Annotated in this window: 22 protein-coding genes and 1 other RNA gene; 18 read left to right on the forward strand and 5 right to left on the reverse strand. The window is 34.8% G+C overall.

Features of this window, described 5'->3' with window-relative positions; translation table 11 throughout:
* The first annotated feature begins 2 nt into the window (after window positions 1-2).
* From panC to nth, 10 genes are all read left to right on the forward strand, one after another.
* Complete coding sequence (gene panC / locus BN3107_RS10645; protein ID WP_058307961.1) at window positions 3-875, forward strand: pantoate--beta-alanine ligase; 873 nt, start codon at window positions 3-5, stop codon at window positions 873-875.
* An 11-nt stretch (window positions 876-886) separates the two neighbouring features.
* On the forward strand, window positions 887-1,270 hold the full coding sequence (gene panD, locus BN3107_RS10650) for an aspartate 1-decarboxylase (RefSeq protein WP_058307605.1): 384 nt from the start codon (window positions 887-889) through the stop codon (window positions 1,268-1,270).
* A gap of 579 nt (window positions 1,271-1,849) precedes the next feature.
* Entirely contained in the window at window positions 1,850-4,492 is a 2,643-nt protein-coding gene (gene dinG, locus BN3107_RS10655; protein WP_058307606.1) for an ATP-dependent DNA helicase DinG, read from the forward strand.
* Window positions 4,493-4,551: 59 nt separating this feature from the next.
* The gene (locus BN3107_RS10660) at window positions 4,552-5,358 is read left to right on the forward strand and encodes a ComEC/Rec2 family competence protein (protein WP_231735290.1); all 807 of its coding nucleotides are present in this window, start codon (window positions 4,552-4,554) and stop codon (window positions 5,356-5,358) included.
* A 266-nt stretch (window positions 5,359-5,624) separates the two neighbouring features.
* Complete coding sequence (locus tag BN3107_RS19405) at window positions 5,625-5,798, forward strand: YpmA family protein (protein WP_077065114.1); 174 nt, start codon at window positions 5,625-5,627, stop codon at window positions 5,796-5,798.
* Window positions 5,764-6,294 (forward strand): cell wall elongation regulator TseB-like domain-containing protein, encoded by a 531-nt coding sequence (locus tag BN3107_RS10665; protein ID WP_148434709.1) that lies wholly within the window; start codon window positions 5,764-5,766, stop codon window positions 6,292-6,294. The genes BN3107_RS19405 and BN3107_RS10665 overlap by 35 nt, the downstream gene beginning before the upstream one ends.
* A 16-nt stretch (window positions 6,295-6,310) precedes the next feature.
* Window positions 6,311-7,492, forward strand: coding sequence for a pyridoxal phosphate-dependent aminotransferase (locus BN3107_RS10670; protein ID WP_058307608.1), 1,182 nt, complete (start codon window positions 6,311-6,313; stop codon window positions 7,490-7,492).
* 20 nt (window positions 7,493-7,512) lie between these two features.
* Complete coding sequence (gene asnS, locus BN3107_RS10675) at window positions 7,513-8,805, forward strand: asparagine--tRNA ligase (RefSeq protein ID WP_058307609.1); 1,293 nt, start codon at window positions 7,513-7,515, stop codon at window positions 8,803-8,805.
* Between the two features lie 113 nt (window positions 8,806-8,918).
* A complete protein-coding gene (locus tag BN3107_RS10680) occupies window positions 8,919-9,596 on the forward strand; it encodes a DnaD domain-containing protein (RefSeq protein WP_058307610.1) in 678 nt (225 codons plus the stop codon).
* Window positions 9,597-9,605: 9 nt separating this feature from the next.
* Window positions 9,606-10,262 carry an endonuclease III gene (nth, locus tag BN3107_RS10685; protein WP_058307611.1) on the forward strand — a complete coding sequence of 219 codons (657 nt, stop codon included), beginning with the start codon at window positions 9,606-9,608 and terminating at the stop codon, window positions 10,260-10,262.
* Between the two features lie 15 nt (window positions 10,263-10,277).
* Here nth and BN3107_RS10690 read toward each other — a convergent pair whose 3' ends face one another.
* Together BN3107_RS10690 and recU are read right to left on the reverse strand one after the other, a co-directional pair.
* On the reverse strand, window positions 10,278-13,055 hold the full coding sequence (locus tag BN3107_RS10690) for a penicillin-binding protein 1A (protein WP_058307612.1): 2,778 nt from the start codon (window positions 13,053-13,055) through the stop codon (window positions 10,278-10,280).
* Complete coding sequence (gene recU, locus BN3107_RS10695; RefSeq protein ID WP_058307613.1) at window positions 13,045-13,662, reverse strand: Holliday junction resolvase RecU; 618 nt, start codon at window positions 13,660-13,662, stop codon at window positions 13,045-13,047. Before recU ends, BN3107_RS10690 begins: the two co-directional genes overlap by 11 nt.
* A gap of 500 nt (window positions 13,663-14,162) precedes the next feature.
* Here recU and BN3107_RS19825 point away from each other — a divergent pair, with 500 nt between their 5' ends.
* From BN3107_RS19825 to BN3107_RS10725, 8 genes are all read left to right on the forward strand, one after another.
* Window positions 14,163-14,309, forward strand: coding sequence for a hypothetical protein (locus BN3107_RS19825; protein WP_156416116.1), 147 nt, complete (start codon window positions 14,163-14,165; stop codon window positions 14,307-14,309).
* Window positions 14,310-14,379: 70 nt separating this feature from the next.
* Window positions 14,380-14,733, forward strand: a complete 354-nt coding sequence (locus tag BN3107_RS10700) for a DUF1798 family protein (RefSeq protein ID WP_082631283.1) — start codon at window positions 14,380-14,382, stop codon at window positions 14,731-14,733.
* A gap of 89 nt (window positions 14,734-14,822) precedes the next feature.
* Window positions 14,823-15,119 (forward strand): CotD family spore coat protein, encoded by a 297-nt coding sequence (locus BN3107_RS19410; RefSeq protein ID WP_077065094.1) that lies wholly within the window; start codon window positions 14,823-14,825, stop codon window positions 15,117-15,119.
* A 746-nt stretch (window positions 15,120-15,865) separates the two neighbouring features.
* Entirely contained in the window at window positions 15,866-16,432 is a 567-nt protein-coding gene (locus BN3107_RS10710) for a DUF1273 domain-containing protein (protein ID WP_262359949.1), read from the forward strand.
* 62 nt (window positions 16,433-16,494) lie between these two features.
* A complete protein-coding gene (gene gpsB, locus BN3107_RS10715; RefSeq protein WP_058307614.1) occupies window positions 16,495-16,782 on the forward strand; it encodes a cell division regulator GpsB in 288 nt (95 codons plus the stop codon).
* A gap of 81 nt (window positions 16,783-16,863) precedes the next feature.
* An RNA gene (gene rnpB / locus BN3107_RS19415) (RNase P RNA component class B) lies at window positions 16,864-17,245 on the forward strand.
* Window positions 17,246-17,392: 147 nt separating this feature from the next.
* The gene (locus BN3107_RS10720; RefSeq protein ID WP_058307615.1) at window positions 17,393-18,532 is read left to right on the forward strand and encodes a THUMP domain-containing class I SAM-dependent RNA methyltransferase; all 1,140 of its coding nucleotides are present in this window, start codon (window positions 17,393-17,395) and stop codon (window positions 18,530-18,532) included.
* Between the two features lie 191 nt (window positions 18,533-18,723).
* Window positions 18,724-19,017 (forward strand): DUF6123 family protein, encoded by a 294-nt coding sequence (locus BN3107_RS10725; protein WP_262359950.1) that lies wholly within the window; start codon window positions 18,724-18,726, stop codon window positions 19,015-19,017.
* On the opposite strand, the gene BN3107_RS10730 is transcribed toward BN3107_RS10725, so the two are convergent.
* The 3 genes from BN3107_RS10730 to BN3107_RS10740 all read right to left on the reverse strand — a co-directional run bounded on the left by BN3107_RS10730 (window position 19,014) and on the right by BN3107_RS10740 (window position 20,499).
* Window positions 19,014-19,406: a ribonuclease HI family protein gene (locus BN3107_RS10730; RefSeq protein WP_058307617.1), complete on the reverse strand. Its 393-nt coding sequence runs from the start codon at window positions 19,404-19,406 to the stop codon at window positions 19,014-19,016. The two genes, BN3107_RS10725 and BN3107_RS10730, sit on opposite strands and share 4 nt — an antisense overlap.
* 50 nt (window positions 19,407-19,456) lie before the next feature.
* Window positions 19,457-20,146, reverse strand: a complete 690-nt coding sequence (locus tag BN3107_RS10735; RefSeq protein WP_058307965.1) for a queuosine precursor transporter — start codon at window positions 20,144-20,146, stop codon at window positions 19,457-19,459.
* A 152-nt stretch (window positions 20,147-20,298) separates the two neighbouring features.
* Entirely contained in the window at window positions 20,299-20,499 is a 201-nt protein-coding gene (locus tag BN3107_RS10740; RefSeq protein ID WP_058307618.1) for a cold-shock protein, read from the reverse strand.
* Window positions 20,500-20,727: the final 228 nt, after the last annotated feature.

Raw genomic sequence — 20,727 nt, forward strand, 5'->3', positions numbered from 1 at the left:
TGGTGAAAATAATACGAACAATCGAAGAATTAACTAGCATCACCGGTCAATTAAAAGAAGCAAATAAAACAATTGGATTTGTTCCTACTATGGGTTATTTACATGAAGGCCATACAACACTTATGGATCAATCTAAAACATATGCAGATATTTTAATCGTTAGCATTTTTGTGAATCCACGTCAATTTGGACCAAACGAAGATTTTGAACGCTATCCTCGTGATGAAAAAACTGATCAAACCATTGCGGCAGAGCATGATGTCGATTATTTATTTATGCCTTCTGTAGATGAAATGTATCCTGGTAATGATGTTGTCACGCTTCACGTAACTGATCGGGTAGATGTCTTATGTGGTAAGAGTCGTCCCAATCATTTTGATGGGGTTGCAACAGTTTTAACCAAATTGTTTCATTTAACAAGGGCCGATTATGTATTTTTCGGCTTAAAAGACGCGCAGCAAGTAGCAGTCGTAAAAGGGCTTGTTGACACATTTAATTTTCCTGTAAAAATAATAGCCGTTCCAACGGTAAGAGAAGTGGATGGCTTAGCTAAAAGTAGTCGCAATGTCTATTTGTCAGATAAAGAAAGACAAGAAGCTATTTATCTATTTAAAGCCCTAAAAGAGGCTAAACAATTAATTATTGACGGTGAAAAAAATCCTGTTATGATAAAAGAGAAAGTAAAGAAATATATAGAACATCACACTAATGGTAAAATAGATTATGTTGATATCTTAACTTTCCCATCATTAGATACAGTGGAAAAGATTAATCAACAAATCATAATTGCAGTTGCTGTTCAGTTTACTAAAGCTAGACTGATTGATAATATCATTGTGGAACCAAGTGGTACAGTGCCATATGCAATTATTTAGGGGGAAAGAAAATGTTACGAACCATGATGAAATCTAAAATTCATCGCGCCCGTGTAACAGAAGCAAATTTAAATTATATAGGTAGTATTACCATTGATCAGGATATCATAGAACAGGTTGGCATATTGCCACATGAACAAGTACAAATAGTCAATAATAATAATGGGGCTCGTTTGGAGACTTATGTTATTGCTGGAAAAAGAGGTAGCAGAGTCTTTTGTTTGAATGGTGCAGCAGCTAGACTTGTCCAACCAGGTGATGTTATTATTGTCGTTTCATATGGCATATTGTCAGATGAAGAGCTTGAAACATTCAAACCAAAAGTGGCAGTGATGGATGAAGATAATAATGTGAAACAGCTATTAGAGCAAGAATCACCATTCACCAGTCTCTAATTACCAAACTCTTATCCTCAACCGATAAGAGTTTCTTTTTTAAAATCAGCACAAAAAACTAAACTGCGAAGTAACTGTACTGCTCACTTTGAAAATGTGATGAGTGGAACGCAACAGCTCCGTCCATTTACTTCGCTTTCTGCGGGCGTCACCTCAGCCTCCTCAGAAAAGCAAAGAGCGCTTTTCCTGCGGGGTCTTCGGAAGACGCTGATCCCGCAAGAGTCTACGTAAATAAACTACGCTTTAGTAAGAGTTCTACACCTAAAGTAACAGCTGCAATATGGATATCAAAGCTTATTACATCGTATTTGAACAGAATTCTACTCAAAGCGGAGGAAAAATGCGACACTCCTAGGGGAACAGCACGAGCTGAAGATCCACTTTGGGAAGTGGGCTTCTTCCCAAAGTTAGCTGAGGCCGTGCCCCCGGAAAGGGAGTGTTTTTCCGTAGCGCTGGATTTACACTCATCTAAATCCTTTATACTAACCGTCACAACATGCTGTTTGTGTTTTTTGTGCAGGTTTAGTTGCTTTTTGGTGAGATATGGTAGAGTAATTTGAAAGAATCGGGGATGATCTTTTGCAAAAATTTGTTGTTATAGATGTAGAAACAACAGGACAATCTGCAACAAAAGGTGATCGAATTATCGAACTCGCACTTGTTGTTATTGAAAATAAAGAAATAATAAAACAATACAACCAACTCATAAATCCAGGTCAATCGATTCCATCCTTCATATCCCAATTAACCACAATTACAGATGAAGACGTGTTGAATCAGCCTATTTTTGAAGAGGTAGTGGATGACTTTAGTGAGTTACTGGCTGATGCTATTCTAGTCGCACATAATGTCCCATTCGATTTAACTTTTCTTAATGAAGAATTGGAGCGAGTGGGCAAAGAAAAAATTAATCCGTATGTAGTTGATACGGTGGAGTTAGCAAGAATTTTACTGCCAAAAGCACCAAGCTATAAATTAAATGAACTAGCTGAATTTTTATTAATTACACATAACAACCCTCATCGGGCTATATCAGATGCTCTAGTAACGGCTGATTTATTAATTTTATTATTGAATAAATTAGAAGCATTACCTAATAATGTGATTGAACAATTACTAACATTATCCTCACCACTTAGAACGGATCTTGAGTTAATATGTAAATCAGATAAACAAAAAGATAGATCGGATCTGGTAGAATACAGAGGGTTTTCATTAAAGAAACCGAATGAAACTCATCTAAAAAACGAAGCAACCGTTAATATTGATTATACAACCTTCATAGAAGATTTTTATAATGAAGATGGAAAATTAGCATCAGCATTTCCATCTTATGAATTACGAAAAGGACAAGTGTTTATAAGCGAGACTATCTATGATCATTTCCGAAAAAAAGAACATGCCTTAATTGAAGCAGAAACCGGTATAGGAAAAACAATTGGCTATTTGATTCCTGCGGTATATGAAGCATTATCTAGCAACGAAAAAGTGGTGATTAGCACCACTAATACTAATTTACAATCACAATTAATCGATCAAGATTTAGAGAAATTGAATATTCCAATCTCAACAAGTATTGTTAAAGGTAAAAATCACTATTTAAGCTTACAAAAATTTGAGCAATTTTTTCATGATTCTACTCATCGTTCATATCAAGATACATTATTAAAAGCAATGATCATCATTTGGTTAACAGAAACTTCTTCAGGTGATTTAGATGAGATCCAATTTCCGATCGGGAAACACCCTATTTTTTATCAAATCGTCGTCACTAAAGAAAAAGTAAATGATATATGGAAAGACTATTGCTTCTACCGGAGAATGATTGATCAAGCTAACCATGCTAAGATCGTTGTAACCAATCACGCATTATTAGCAATTGATATGCTGGCTGAGCAAAAAGTATTGCCGAATTATCAGCGATTGATTATCGATGAAGCGCATCAATTAGATCAAGTGGCCACCAATTTCTTAGGTGCTTCTTTAAGTTATTTTGAACTTACCGCTCATTTTCAACAATTGGAAAAGAATCACTCGAATTACCCGGCTTTTTCAAATTTATTAGAAGAGGTCAAATATGAAATTGATCTTTTATTTCGACACTTATTTCAATTTGTAAAAAATGAAAATCAAAAGCAAAAAGCGGTAACAGACGTTGGAAGACTTAAAGCGGTATGGGAGATAAATAAGCAACCCGAAATCAAAGATATAATTGATCGTGCAAGTTTAATGTTGAAACAATTATCAGCATTATTAAAGGAAAATGACCAACACGATAAAGAACAACTCATTCACGTACAAGATTTGCTTCAGTTACTTTTAATTAATCGTGATGCTGCATCAGTTACGTGGTTAGAAATTGATCAACATGGTGCAGAAAATGCAGTTTTTATTCATCAGGAACCATTCTCCATTCAAAACGAATTACGTAATTTTTTATTTCTGTCAAAAGAGTCAATAATTTTAATTAGTTCGACACTTACGATGAATCAATCATTCGATTATATAAAAAACAAAATTGGACTAAATGCTTTAACAGCTAATGAGTACATCGTCGATCACCATTTTGATTATCAAAATAATGTTCAATTGTTCATTCCTGATGATCTTCCAGCCATCCAATATCCTAATAATGAGGATTTTATTTATGCAATAAATGAAGCGATCATATCGATAGCAGAGCAAACAAAAGGAAGAATGTTGGTACTGTTTACGTCTTATGATATGTTACGTAAAAGTTATTATATTCTAAAAGAATCAGAATTATTATCAGACTACATGATTATTGGTCAGGGAGTAACGACAGGGAGTCGTAACCGATTAATCAAACAGTTCCAAGCATTTGATCAATCGATATTATTAGGAACAAATGCATATTGGCAAGGAATAGATATTCCTGGAAATGATTTATCTTGCTTAGTGATTGTTAAATTACCATTTCAATCACCACAAGATCCAGTTTATATGAAAAAGGCGGACTATTTAAAAAGACAAGGCGTAAATCCTTTTATGCAATTAGCACTACCACAAGCTGTATTGCAGTTCAAACAAGGATTTGGCCGTTTAATACGAAAAGATAGTGATCATGGACTCATATTTGTATTTGACGAAAGATTGATGACCAAAAAATATGGCAAAACTTTTATAAATTCAATACCATCGATCCCGATCAGATATGATAAGATGCAAAACTTGTTAAAACTTGTTGATAAATGGATTTGATAATGTGAGGCATTTTGTGAAAACCTACTTATATTATAAAAGAGAAGGTAGGTTTCGGTATGCACAGATTAACTATTCTCCTCGGTGCTGTATTAATAAGTTGCCTAGCACTGTGTAAAACGGCAGAAGCAATTCCAGAAATTCCCGATTTACAAGCCAATCAATTAGACATTATCTTCTTTAATGTACCCCATGGGGAAGCCAGTTTATTAAAGAACCATGAAGGAGAGCATATATTAGTTAATACAGCAAGCAAAAGAAGTCAAAAAACATTATATCAACAATTAAGCAAACTACAAGTAGACCAAATAGATACAATTATCATAACGAACCAATCGGAAGAGTACACTGGAAATTTATTATATTTCTTGGAGCATTACCAAGTAAAAAAAATTATAATACCCAATCACATGAATGAAAATTTCTCAGAACATCTCAAAGTGGAAAAGTGGTCAATCAACAGTGGATTTGATTTATGGAAAGATCTTCATATTCAAACACTTGATGAAACCAAAAATGGTGATATATCTTTTTTAATGAATTATGGTCAACAATCGATTTTATTTTTAAATGATAAGGATATCGCAATTGAGCAGAAGCTAATTAAGCAAACGGTAGATGTTGACATTTTAAAAGTTGCTGCATTTGGAAGTGGTCACTCACCGTCACAACAATTTCTTGAACATATCGATCCATATATGAGTATTATATTTCCTAGTCAAACACATAAAATTAATGAATCGTTAATAGAACGATTAAATGCCACATGGATTGATGTTTACTTTTTAAAACAGTCTGGAACTGTATTTGTACGCCTAAGTAAGGATGACTACGAAATTCTAACAGAAAACAGCTCTGTTAGTTAAACATCTCGATATTTGCGCATATATATTTGAAAATCTTGCAGGTTTTTAGTTGAAAAAAAAACGAAAGTCTATCAAAATAAAGTATGGAATGTTTTATCACGGTGTAAACGTCCGTAAAACCCCACTTCAAGAGTCGAGCGACAGCAAAGAAGCGAAGTGGGGGATAAACGGACGCTAACTTCCTGATAAGTTTCGCTAACAATCAGTGGGATTTTAAAACTCCCACTGATTGAAGTCTCACTTTACGAAAGTTGGAGGTGTCACAAATAGGTCACTCAAAAATAACCACTTTATCAACTGTTCAGTTAGACTATTCAGATGATTTGTATAAAGTTGTCGATAGTTTAAATCGTACACTTAAAGAGGATGATCTCATGTTTGGACTAACATTAAGCGAGGATAATAATGAAAAAGCTATCTTTACCATTTATCGAACATAATAAACTTGTCGTAATAGTCGTTATCAGTATCCTTATAGTAATAGGAGTAAGTTATTATTTTTTCTCTCTCTACCAAGATGTAATGGAGAGTAAAACAAGTGAATTTGAAGACATTGAATTACTGGCCATTGATAATACAGATCTCTCTCAAGTACATAGCATTGAAAGATATCATGGCGATCAATTATACTATGTGTTAGATGGCAAGTCCGAAAATAATAAAGATGCTTACGTATATGTTTATCAAATTGACGAAGAGTGGCAATTCGATACATTTAGTCAAGAATCTTTATATTCTCAAGATGAGTTATTATCAGAGTGGCAAGACCGTTGCCAAAATTGTGAATATTTAGGATCTACAATTGGATTGGATAACGATCTGCCCGTATTAGAAATAAAGTATTTTGATCAATCCGAAAGACTCGTTTATGAACATGTTTTATTAGATGATAAATCGAATTATCGATTAACATTAACTCCCTCATTTCAACAATAGAAAGGTGATAAAAACAATGGAATTGGCAAACAGAGTACAAACATTAACTCCTTCATCTACTTTAGCTATTACAGCAAAAGCAAAAGAATTAAAACAAGCTGGTCATGACGTAATCGGCTTAGGTGCTGGAGAACCAGATTTCAACACCCCTGAACCTATCCTAAAAGCTGCAGCTAACGCAATGTATGATGGCTTTACAAAGTATACTCCAGCTGGGGGAACAGTTGGTTTAAAACAAGCGATTCAACAGAAAATGAAAGAAGATCAAAATCTTTCTTATGACTTAGATCAAATTATCGTTACCATTGGAGCCAAACACGCGCTATATACTCTTTTCCAAGTACTATTAAATAAAGAGGATGAAGTGATTGTTCCAACACCATATTGGGTAAGTTATCCAGAGCAAATTAAATTAGCAGAAGGAAAACCAGTGTTTGTTGATGCACAAGAGTCAAATGAATTCAAATTAACTCCTGAGCAATTAGAACAAGCAATTACAGACAAAACAAGAGCAGTTATTTTAAATTCTCCAAGTAATCCTACTGGTGTAATGTATGAAAAAGAGGAATTAGAAGCATTAGGTAAAGTATGTTTAAAACATAATATTTTAATTGTTTCTGATGAAATTTACGAAAAACTAACATATACATCAACAAAACATGTTTCTATTGCAGAAATCTCTCCAGAACTAAAAGAACAAACCGTGATTATTAATGGTGTATCTAAATCTCATTCGATGACAGGTTGGAGAATTGGTTATGCAGTTGGTAATAAACAAATTATTAAAGCAATGACCAATTTGGCATCCCATTCCACATCGAATCCTACATCTATTGCACAGGTTGCGGCTGAAGCGGCTTATACAGGCTCACAGGAACCAGTACAAGAGATGAAAGAAGCGTTTAGTGAAAGACTAGAAAAATTGTACGAATGGTTAGTGGCAATTCCAGGAATTGAATGTGTAAAACCTAAAGGAGCATTTTATTTATTTCCAAATGTTAAGAAAGCAGTAGAATTGAACGGGTTTGATTCAGTTGATGATTGGGTTAAGGCATTATTGGAAGAAGAAAAAGTAGCCCTTGTTCCTGGTTCTGGTTTTGGTGCGCCAAATAACGTAAGACTTTCTTATGCTATTTCACTAGACCAACTAGAAGATGCAGCAAACCGCATTAAACGTTTTGTTGAAAATCATCAATAACAGGTTGTGGAGGATGAGAAATGAAAACAACAATTAGCCAATCAGCGACATATCTAAATCAAGAGGTAACGTTAGGAGTATGGCTTGCTAACAAACGCTCAAGTGGTAAAATTGCCTTTTTACAACTGCGTGATGGTACAGGTTTTATTCAAGGAGTAGTAGTGAAAGCGGATGTTACGGAAGAAGTCTTCGATTTAGCTAAATCCCTAACACAAGAATCTTCTCTATATGTAACCGGCAAGATAGTAGAGGATACTCGTTCACCTTTTGGATATGAAATGCAAGTAAAAGATATTGAGTTGATTCATGAATCAAACGATTATCCAATCACACCAAAAGAACATGGACCAGAGTTCTTAATGGATCATCGTCATTTATGGCTGCGTTCCAAAAAACAACACGCTATCATGAAAATAAGAAACCAAATTATTCAAGCGACCTATCAATTTTTTCAGCAAGAAGGTTTTATTAAAATTGATCCGCCTATCTTAACAAGTGCGGCAGCAGAAGGTACGACAGAGTTATTCCATACACAATATTTTGATGAAGAAGCCTATCTCTCTCAAAGTGGACAGTTGTATATGGAAGCAGCTGCAATGGCTCTTGGACGTGTTTTCTCCTTTGGTCCTACATTTAGGGCCGAAAAGTCGAAAACAAGAAGACATCTAATTGAATTTTGGATGATTGAACCAGAGATGGCATTTGTCACCCATGAAGAGAGTCTGGATATACAAGAGGATTATGTGCATTTTATTGTAGAATCTGTCTTAGCTCATTGTAAATTAGAACTAAGCACGTTAGAACGTGATATTGATTCATTAAAAAAAGTGTTAAAACCTTTTCCGCGTATCACGTATGACGATGCGATCGACATACTAAAAGAAAAAGGTTTTACAGATATAAAATGGGGCGAAGATTTTGGTGCCCCACATGAAACAGCGATTGCCGAAAGCTTTGAACAACCAGTGTTTATTACCCATTATCCAAAAGATATTAAAGCCTTTTACATGAAACCTGACCCTAATCGTGATGATGTCGTTTTATGTGCAGATCTGATTGCGCCGGAAGGATATGGTGAAATCATTGGTGGATCTGCTCGAATTGACGACCTTACTTTAATGGAACAACGTTATCAAGAGCATCAACTATCAACTGAAGCATATGGATGGTATCTTGATCTACGTAAATATGGCAGTGTTCCACATGCTGGTTTTGGTTTAGGACTAGAAAGAACGGTAGCATGGATTAGTGGCGTAGAGCATGTGAGAGAGACCATTCCATTTCCAAGATTATTAAATCGATTATATCCTTAAATAGTAAATGGAGATAATGATCAGTGTGATAGAGTATAATCCTTTGCAATCCGTTGTAAAGGATTATACTATTTTAATATGTTATTTTATTCAATAGAAGGTGGCCTCATACAATGAAACAAAAGTTACAATATATTCTTCAAGATCAGATTAATATCCCGATGCTACTGATTGAAAAACATGCAGCATTAGGCATTACTGAAAGTCAATTGGCAATCATTCTACAAATTCATGTCACCCAACAAAAAGGAAACTTCTTTCCGACACCAGAAGAGATTGCAGAGCATTTAACCATATCCAGTGAGGAATGTTCGTCCTTATTAAGACAGCTTATTCAAAGAGATTTACTATCCATTGAAGAAGATAAAGGGGACGAGATGATCAAAGAATCTTATTCGTTAGAACGTTTATGGCAAAAAATATATAGTGAAAACGAACCTGAGACTAAAGAAGAAGAACACCATATGGGAGAAGTGTTTCAAAAATTCGAAAGAGAGTTCGGCCGACCACTATCACCTTTTGAGATTGAAATGATTAATAATTGGTTAGATGAAGACGAGCATGATACTTCTATGATTTATGCCGCCTTAAGAGAAGCCGTCCTAATGGGTAAAGTGAATTTTAAATACATTGATCGGATTTTAATGGAATGGCAACGAAAAGGAATTAAATCTGTACAACAAGCTCAAAAAACAAGCAAGGCCTTTCATCAGAATAATCAAACTGGTAGTGCTGAAAAGAAAGAGCACCCATATGATAAATCACTATATTATAATTGGTTAGAAGAGTAGGGGAGAGTCATGTTAACAAAAAAAGAAATAAATATAGTTCTAGAGCAAATCGAAGAGATGTTTCCCGATGCTGAGTGTGAGCTAGTACATGACAATCCATTTGAATTGTTAATTGCCGTTGTCTTATCTGCGCAGTGTACCGATGCATTGGTTAATAAAGTAACAAAAGACTTATTTAAAAAATATAAAACACCTGAGGATTATTTGAATGTGTCTTTGGACGAATTACAACAGGATATTCGATCGATTGGCTTATATCGTAATAAATCTAAAAATATCAGAAAACTTTGTTCAACACTTATTGAAGATTATGGGGAAGTTGTACCAAGTACGAAGGAAGAACTTGAAAAACTTTCAGGCGTTGGACGTAAAACTGCCAATGTAGTCGCATCTGTAGCTTTTGGTGAACCGGCAATCGCAGTAGATACCCATGTGGAACGGGTATCAAAACGATTGGGTATTTGTAAATGGAAAGATAGTGTATTAGAAGTGGAAAAAACACTGATGAGAAAAATCCCCAAACAGAAATGGAGTAATACCCATCACCGTTTGATTTTTTTTGGTAGATATCATTGTAAAGCAAAAAGCCCCAAATGCGACATATGCCCATTATTAGAGCTATGTCGAGAAGGAAAGAAAAGAATGAAAAAAAGCAGCAAGGTGTAAAACCTTGCTGCTTTTTTATTCTTCTTGATCTTGTTGGTCCTGATTTTGATTATCTTGTTCTTGTTGATCTTGATCATTATTTCCATTTTCATTATCTTGTTGTTCATCATCATCATCTTCTTCTGGTTCTTCCTGATTCCCATCTTCATTACTGTCATCGTCTTCTTGTTCATTGTCTTCTTGCTCATTGTCTAGTCCTTGAGTCGACACTTCTATGCTTGCCGAAGGACCACGTACATCATTATTCTTTAAGAAAGGTGTCACACTAATTGTATATGTCTTATTATTTTGTAGTTGTGTAATGTTTACTGATTTCTTATTCGTATTGAATTGATCAATAGTTTGGCCACCATCTTGAACGGTTATTTCAAACTCAATCGGTCCATCTTGATTGTATTCCCAACTAATCAAAGCAGAACGATTTGCAGGATCAAAGGTTTGGTGCAATTGACTTACTTGTGGTAACTCCTCAGGTTCATCTTCTGGAACTTCTACAGTAACTGTCACCGGATCACTTTCCATATCATCGTTTACCGCAACAACTTCAATTGTATATGTTGTTCCTTTATCAACATTAGAAATTTCTATTTGCTTGTCACCTGTTTCTGTTATTTCATTTAATGAACCATCAGTTCCTGCTGATACATTAAAATTCACATCGTCATCATCATGTTCCCATTCCGCTGTGATTATTTCTTGTTCTTTATCATACGAAGCTGATAGGTTGGAGACCGGGTCTAATTTATCATATTTTTCGGAAACTTCATTGTTACCGGGTTCCGTCCCTTTGACAAATAACTCTGAAACGATTTCGGAATCAGGTGTGAATTCACTCGGACGTTTAGCAGGATTAGAGCCTTTTTCAACTTGCACTTCAACTACGGAATCTGGCTTATCAAAATCTGATGTTTCCACATCTTTAGAAATGAAAGTCATTGTTTCTCTAAACAGATCTTGTGCAATCTTCGTATTGTTAAGTGCTCTACGTTCCTTATCAATTCCCGTCCATACAGCAATCGTATAATTGGTGGTATAACCTGCAAACCAGGCATCGGGACTACCGCCACCTTCTTCATCTGTAAGGTTTGTTGTACCCGTTTTTCCAGCAAGCGGCAAGTTAGATACATTAGCTCGTGTACCCGTTCCCTCCGTTACAACCGTTTTTAACATATCTGTCACCATATATGCCGTAGAATCTGACATCGCAACAGTAGATTCAGACTGTAGTTCTTCTGATCTTCTATCCGCATAATCCACTCTCAGGACAGAAAATGGTTCATTGTACATTCCTTCATTCCCAAAAGCAGCATATGCACCTGCCATTTCTACAGGAGTGACACTTGAACCAGCCCCACCTATGGCGTCTGTGATCGTAAAGTCTGCTTCAAAATCCATACCAATTCCTTCTGCAAATTCTTTTGCGGTGCTATTGCCAACTTCTTCTAACGTTTTTACGGCTGGTACATTTAATGATTCTTGTAGGGCATATCGAATTGACATCCACCCTTGATAACTCCTATTCCAATTTCGTATGGACGAATCCGTACCTGCAATTGGATACGGTTTATCATCATTGATTTGATGGTAGGTAGACCACTGTAGTTCTTCAATAGCAGGTCCATAAGAGATAATTGGCTTCATTGTCGATCCACCTTGACGACCATCACCATCGATTGCATAATTCCAACCGTCATTTTCACGATTTCTACCAGGGCCAATCGCTCTAATTGCACCTGTTTTTGTATCTAGTAGTGTAAGACCTACTTGCATATCTTCATCTGCACTATAATCAATCGGATTATCCTCTGCATCACTTAATAAAAACTCAACATGTTCTTGTGCATCAGGATCTAACGTTGTATACACATCTAAACTATCTTTGTAAATGTCTGCACCCGTTTTTTCCTGTACTTCTTTTCTTACTTGTTGGATAAATCCTTCATATTTTACAAAGTCCGGTTTTTTTTCTGTTAGTAATTCTTCAATATTTACTTCTCTTGCTTCATCTGCTTCTTCTTCACTTATTTTGTTATGTTGCACCATTAAATTTAGTACAGTGTTCCTTCTTTCTTTTGTCAAATCTGGATTGACGAATGGATCATAAGCACTTGGGCGTTGAGGAATACCTGCTAGTATTGCAGCTTCGGCTAAAGTAAGTTCTTCTAAATCTGTCTTTCCAAAATATACTTCAGCAGCCATTGCAACACCATACGCTCCTGCTCCATAATAAATTTTATTTACATACATTTCCATGATTTCTTCTTTACTAAATTCTCGATCTAATTTAAGAGCTAACCATTGTTCTTGTACTTTTCGCTTTAATTTTTTATCATTTGATAAAAACGATCCTTTTACTACTTGCTGAGTAATCGTACTTGCTCCTTGTGAGCCAAAGCCGTCTCTAAAGTTAGCAATCACGGCACCACCAATACGTTTTAAATCGATCCCCATGTGGTCATGGAACCGTACATCTTCTGTAGCTAAGATAGCATCTTCTAATACTGTTGATATGTCATCATATTGGATTTTTGTACGTTTTTCTGCTCCTAATTTAGCAAATACTTCTTCATTAATATCATAGAGATTTGTCGAAGCTGGATCTGAAAGTAATTCAGCATCTAGCGAAGGTGCTGTACTAATATAATAGGTGAAGAGTACACCTACTCCTAAACCTATTAAGAGTATAGCTAACAATCCATACTTCATAATTTTTTTGCCGATCGGTTTCTTCTTTGATTTCTTCTGCTTTACTTGTTCTCTTCTTGCCATTCTAGATTGGCTTTTATCTGCCATTTGTTGTTCCTCCGTTCTCGATATAATACTGGTCAATAACAGCTAGATAATCTACTTTTGCTTGATATCGAACAGGTATTATATAACCTTGCTTTTTCACAGTTTCATAACGTAATGATTTTCTTCCATTATTTTTAAATTGTTGTTCCCAGTATTTAAATAGATTCTCAGCAGGAAACAAGTAGGTTTCTTGATAGACACTAAAGCGAATCAAAATAAAGCAAATACCGTTATGGTCTACCACTTGTTTCATATGATCGATTTGATGTTGATGAATATTATGAAGTGGAAAGGAAAGTTTATTTTTCGTTTCCTTTGCTTCAAAATCGATATGTTTTCCTTTATATATACCATTATAATCTGTAGTAGAAGCCTGTTTAAAATATGCCTCTTTTATGACTGCTGCACTACGTTTGGGATAGTCAACATGCACAATTTGAACAGGTGTTGGTTTCTTATGAATGATGGCTAAATTATGTGATAAGTAATATTGATTCGTATCATTAATGTCTTCTTCCAATGACATCCCTCGGTTACTATAAACCGTCTGTTTTTTATGTCTTTTGTTCCTAACGAGTGATGACTTTTTCCCATTTGGATACTGCATAAAACTCCCTCCTACATCACCAACCATCCATCATATCAATATGCAATGGATAGATCTATCATACGCTAAGCAACCAAATTCTTCAATCAAAATGGTTGATAAAGCTTGCTACAACAACAATATCCTAACTTTATTATTCGATAAATTGTAACAATTATATGGGGGGATTTTCATAACATATATCTATTTTTAGTTAAAAGTCGACATTACGGGAGCAATGTCGACTTTTGATCTAAGTTGATGGGCGATTTGGGCGTTTAAGTTTTTGTTCGGTTTCACTAAGAATCTCTTTGTTTTGTTGCTTATCACGTTTGTTATTCATTTTTCTTTTATTATTTACTCTCATCATAAATCCCTCCTTTTATTAATTAGTTTGACTCATTTTGTTTAAAAAATACGTATTATGCGTACTGATGTAAAGTTAGTTCTAGTTTTGTCAATAACAAGGTATTTCAAACATCAAACTCGAATAGTACTAAAAAAGAGTGGGAGGAATTACTATGAACAACAGTCAATATATTTTCACAAAAGAAACATGTGAAAACAAATTGGGGCATTTGATCAATATAGTTGAAGAGATGGAACAGACATTAGAAACAAAGACTTCTCCTGATATAACCTATTGGAATAATCAAGAGGGGGCTTAACAGTATTTTTTTCTTTTAAATCATGTTACAGTATGGTTGATTACAACTATTTAAGAAAGGCGGTAATTCATTGTTACTGTTAACATATATGGAAGAATTAGAAAAAGAGTTGTCCGCATTACAAGAATATTATCTAACACATGAAAAACCTAAAAATAAACGTGATCCGGAATTTTTTGCTTTTGTAAAAGAACAAACGGAACCTATTTTCAATAAAGTAGATAAATGGTATGAAGAAGCTTTACTATTTGTCAAAAATCGAGAGGTACAAGTCCATCCACAGCAAGTAGAGTCTACAGAAGAGAACATAAAATTATTGCTACTTCATAGCTATTACATAGATGTACGAAAAAAAAGATACATGGAGTTATATCAATCTGTATTTTATGTTTTTGATCTGTTAAAAAATGATATACGTTTATAAAAATGTGGGGTTTATAGGTTGATGTCTTAGACAATCTTCACTAGTATGACATACGCTAGTATAGAATAATATTAGTGAGGTGACTATTTATGAGACATCGAAGACCTTTTGGCTGTGGAATGCCAACGCAAACTGTTGTCCATCCTACGAAATGTAATCAAGTAAACACTTGTACCGAAAGTGAAGTAAAGCATATTCACCCATCCCATACAACTTGTGTTAATCATCACCTTGTGAAAAATACTCATTATTTCCCACACACGACTTCTTATCAAAATACGGTAGATCAAGTTAATGTATATGGTGGACCAATGCAAGGACCGGGGCAATTCGGGGGTTTTAATCAACCAGGACAATGGAACCCACAAAACAATATGCCACGCTAAAGCAACAAAACTGTCATGATCCAATCATGACAGTTTGTTTTGTTTAAAAAATCAACTTATTTGATGAATAAAAGCAGGATTGTGCGACACTATTGTAGTGGTAATTATGAGATATTATATGTGCTTTGCAATCGCTCAGGCTTGTCCGCTTCCCTTTCCGCGGGTTTTTCTCCTCAGCTAACTTTTTAAGCAAAGTACACTTAAAAAGTGGATCTTCGGATAAAGTGAGACTTCAATCAGTGGAGGTTTGCCACTGATTGTTAGCGAAACTTATCAGGTTGTTACTGACCGTATCCCATAAGTTATTTTTTTGTCTAATAAAAATTTTATGAATGGGATTACGGACAGTTATCAACGTGGAAAAAACATCCCGCAGGAGTTGAAGCGGACGCCTGCGCTTTTTAATGTTCTACAACTCAAGCAACAATAATCACGTTGGCCATATTCACGATTTCCTATCAATATGTCGTTAGATTATTCACCATTGTTATCAATATAAGCTGATTTATTATCTAAGTTTTACAATCCAAAATATGAGCATTTGCAATAGTTGCAGAGTCCCACTAAGCGTAGGCGGCCACTTCCACTCCTAAGTTACGACGTATAATTCAGCTTTGATTCATTAATTATATTTTCACAACATAAATATGGCTTCTATACATAGAAATTTTGACCATGACTAGAATATCATGGTGATATGTTTTATACTAGTACTTAAAGTTTCTTTTTTTGAGAAAGTAGTGTGTGTGAAATTGAAGGTCATAACAATAGCAGGTAACAAGCCGATGGAATTGAATATTAAGAATGAAAAAGACACACGTATTGAGTTTGTAAAAACTGCATTTAAACAAAGGCTATTATCTCTAATCGATGAAGGATTAGAATGGGTGATCATGTCTGGACAAATGGGCGTTGAATTATGGGCGGCACAAGTAATTATAGAATTGAAATCGACTTATCCTATAAAGCTAGGAATATTTCCTCCTTTTCTAGAATATGAATCAAGATGGCCGGAAGTTTATCAGGAAGCTTTTTTACAAGTTACAGAACAAGCAGATTTCTACCAACCTTTATACAATGAAAATTACAAAGCCCCATACCAATTCATAAAAAAAGATTATTGGTTATTAGAAAAATCGGAAGGATGTTTAATGCTTGTGGATGAGGATTACCCCGGTAGTGTGGGATATTTTTTAGATAAAGCTAAGCAACACCAAGAAAAGAGCAGTTATATGATAGTATTTATTACACCAAATGACCTAGAAGACATCGTCAGAGAGCAGCAAGTTAACGATCAAATGGAATTGGATTAAAAATTGACAACTTATATCTTTTTTGAAAAAATGAGAAGTAATGATTAAATGAGGTGGATATAATGGCAAACCAATTGAATGGAAAAGATATTTTAGAGAAAAGTTTTAAAACATCAATGAGAGGTTATAATCAGGAAGATGTAGACGAATATTTAGATGTTATTATTCAAGATTATGAATTTTTTCAACAAGAGATTTCGAGATTGCAACAAGAGAATGATCGTTTGAAGAAACAATCAGACAATACAAGAATTAGACCGAGCACATCTAATCATCAAGTCAATTATGATATTTTAAAACGTCTTTCTAATTTAGAAAAAGCCGTTTTTGGAAAAAAGTATGAAGAGTAATATGGAAAGGAAAGATATGTTTTCCATTGACTAATAAACGATACATGTTACAATAATGAAGGCTTAATCAGAGAAGGAATGAATGTTAAGTAATCGCTGCATATCCTGAATATGTAGAGGAAAGTCCATGCTCACACAAGCTGAGATGCTTGTAGTGTTCGTGCTTGACGAAATCATAAGTCAAGGTAACCTATACATGGTTAACGGCAGGGAAAACACCTACGTCTTTTGATATGGTGTGAATACCTTGAAAGTGCCACAGTGACGTAGCTAAATAGGAAACTATTTAGGTGGAACGAGGTAAACCCCTCGAGTGAGCAACCCAAATATTGGTAGGGGCATCTTCTAGTAGGGAATTCAACCGAATGAAGGACAAGCGTATGCTTGTAGACAGATGATTACACCTTTGGTACGAGGCTGACCACCGCTTGGAGTACGAAAGAACAGAACATGGCTTATCGACATTCATTCGGTCATTTAATTAAGAAGAAAAACCCCTTTTTTGTTAAAAGGGGTTTTGTTATACATAAAGAGTGACTTATCAGGAACTTAAGTTGAAAACTTGGAAAAACTAATTATATGAGATGTGTAAAGAGAAAGGAATGCAGACATGAAGAAAACGGTGAAATTAATTGCAACTGCAGCAATGGGGCTAGAATCCCTAGTAGCAAAAGAAGTACGTCAGCTTGGATATCAAGAAGTAACAGTTGAGAACGGTAAAGTAATCTTTGAAGCGGATCATCAAGCAATTGCAAGATGTAATTTATGGTTACGTACCGCTGATCGTATCAAGCTAGTCGTTGGAGAATTTGAAGCATCAACATATGACGAACTTTTTGAGGGAACAAAAGCATTAGACTGGGAAACCTTCATCCCAGAGGATGGGAAATTTCCGGTTATAGGTAAGTCACATAAATCAAAATTATTTAGTGTACCTGACTGTCAATCCATTGTAAAAAAAGCGATCGTCGAAAAATTAAAACAAAGACATGGTATTGCAAACTGGTTAGAAGAGACAGGTGCTGAGTATAAAATTGAAGTAGCCTTATTAAAAGATAAAGTGACATTAACATTAGATACTTCTGGTGCCGGTCTCCACAAACGGGGCTACCGAATTGGACAAGGGGATGCACCATTAAAAGAAACGTTAGCAGCAGCACTTGTTCAACTGACAAATTGGCGAGTCGATGAACCATTTCATGATCTTTTCTGCGGTTCTGGGACAATTCCTATTGAAGCAGCTTTGATTGGACAAAATATTGCACCAGGCTTTAATCGTTCATTTGCTGCAGAAGAATGGGAATTTATTTCTTCTACAATTTGGGATAAGGCGTTAGAAGAAGCGGAAGATTTAGCAAATTATGATCAGCCGCTTGCTATTTATGGATCAGATCTTGATCCGAAAGTTGTCGAAATAGCAAAAAATAATGCAATTGAAGCTGGATTAGCTGATTTAGTAAGTTGGAAGCAAATGCAGGCAACTGATTTTCATTCAAACAAGGAGGGAGGCTACATTGTTAGTAACCCTCCCTATGGCGAACGATTAGGCGATAAGAAACAAGTAGAAGCTGTTTATCAAAAGCTTGGAAAAGTATTAAAGGATTATCCAACCTGGAGTATTTACATTCTAACAGCCAACGAAAAATTCGAGTCATTATTTGGCCAAAAAGTATCAAAGAAGAGAAAGCTTTTTAATGCGTTCATTAAAACCGATTACTATCAATACTTCGGTAAAAAGCCAATGAAATAATTATTTCATGGTTAGCTGCACCTCTTAGATAAAACATTCGAGGTGCAGTACATTATTATAGAAAAGACACTAGACTTCTAACTAGAAAAAATCTATACTAACGTTAGAATCATTTTAAATCTGAGATATATGAGAATTGAGACTTGAAGCAGGAGTTTTATGGACCGATACAGCGTAATAAATAGTGTTATATGAGCGAGGGATTTATAGTGAAGGACAGTGAAAAGTTGGCTCATTTTTTGGAAAAATTATGGTCAAAAGGCTTTAAACTAACAGATGAAGAAGTACATTTTATTTATTTTGGTCAAAAATACACCAATACGTCTGTTGAACATGTCGAATTAGCATTACTTTATACATTACAATTACAAATGACATTTGATCGTAGCTTTTACATAAGTTTATTGGAATTATTTTCACGCCAAAACGTCGCAAATAAAAAGCAAGCCATCTTGATACTAAAACAAAATGGCTTAATGGATTAATCGATATCTATGATAGCTTTTCGTGCTAATTGATCAGCACGTTTATTTTGTTTTTCTGGAATCCATTTAATAAAAAAATAAGGAAATGTACTTGTTAAGTTCGTAATTCTATCTAAATACACTTGAAAATTTTTATTTTTTACATAACTTTTATCTGTAGCATCAACGACTACTTTTGCATCTGAACGACAAGAAATAATTTCCTCAGGAAAATGCTCTTTACAGTATTCTAATGCTTTGATTAATGCAATGAATTCTGCTTCATGATTTGTATATTCCCCAATATAATGAGATTCTTCTATTTGTATCTTGCCATGTTTGATAAAGATACCTACACCACTTGGACCCGGATTTCCTCTACTTGCACCATCTGTATACACTTCAATCATTGTTGCATACCTCCTAAAAGGTGAGAAAAGTAGTTATCTGCTTATAAACCTTATAGATTTTCTTTAAGTTGTGGTTTCATTTTCTTTGCAATATATAAAAATGGTGTATCCAAGGCTGATACTACAAATTTTATGACATAAGTGGTAAATAATATACTTAGCCAAACATCAAATTCATACTCATTATAAAAGGCAATAGAGCAAAATATTAAGGTGTCTACAAATTGACTAATCATTGTACTACCATTGTTCCGAATCCATAAATGTTTATTAGACGGTAGCAATTGCTTCAGTTTGCCATATATCCACACGTCTAAATACTGACTAACTACATAGGCAAGCATACTACCAATTGCAATATTTGGTATTAACTCAAAAATTGTTTCTAATGCCCCTTGAGCAAAATCATCTTCATGTGGGGTGAATCGGATAGCAATTTGCATGACGATTGTCATTATCAGCAGGGAGGAGAACCCCATCCAGACTGCTTTTTTCGCTTCCTTTTTTCCATGATTTTCATTTAAAATATCGGTTGCTAAAAAGACAGTACCGTATGTGATATTGCCGAGTGTAGCAACAAGACCTACCATTTCAACTGCTTTTAATACTTGAATATTGGCAAGCACAGTTGACATGCCAATCCATACGAAAAGACCAGCTTTACCAAATAATCGGTACATAATAATTAATAGTGCAAAATTTATAATGGCAAAAATAAGCCATAAAAGTTCATTTTCCAACATTTTTCCTACCTTTCTTCGTACATATAGTCAATAAATAAAATTACCATAGATCGTGTAAATATGTAAGTGAAACGTGTGTTTCATCTAAAAAAAACAAATGAAAACAGTATAAAAGGCGATGACAGTGATCATCGCCTTGGTCTTTATATTTATTTTTTTTCTACATTAGCAGCTTGAGGACCTCTTTCGCCTTCTACGATTTCAAACGTTACTTCTTGACCTTCCTCTAACGTTTTAAAACCTTCCTGTTGGATAGCAGAATAATGTACAAATACATCATTTCCTTCTTCCAATTGAATAAAACCATAGCCTTTCTCTGCGTTAAACCATTTTACTACACCGTTTTCCATGTTATCTTTCCTCCTAAAACCTTTCACGCAAAAACGTGGTAATACAAAAAAGATGATCGATATGAAAAAGGTAGCAACTACAGAAGTTAAGGATCATCATTCCATCGACTTCTATAGAAGCTACCTGATAATAATGAAACCAAAACATCTTCTTTGCTTGTGTCTAATATAGCTTATTTTACCAAAAACGTCAAGGTTACTATAGTATCAAAGTCCTTTGAAGATAAG

The sequence above is a fragment of the Gracilibacillus massiliensis genome (assembly GCF_001458115.1).
Taxonomy (GTDB): domain Bacteria; phylum Bacillota; class Bacilli; order Bacillales; family Amphibacillaceae; genus Gracilibacillus; species Gracilibacillus massiliensis.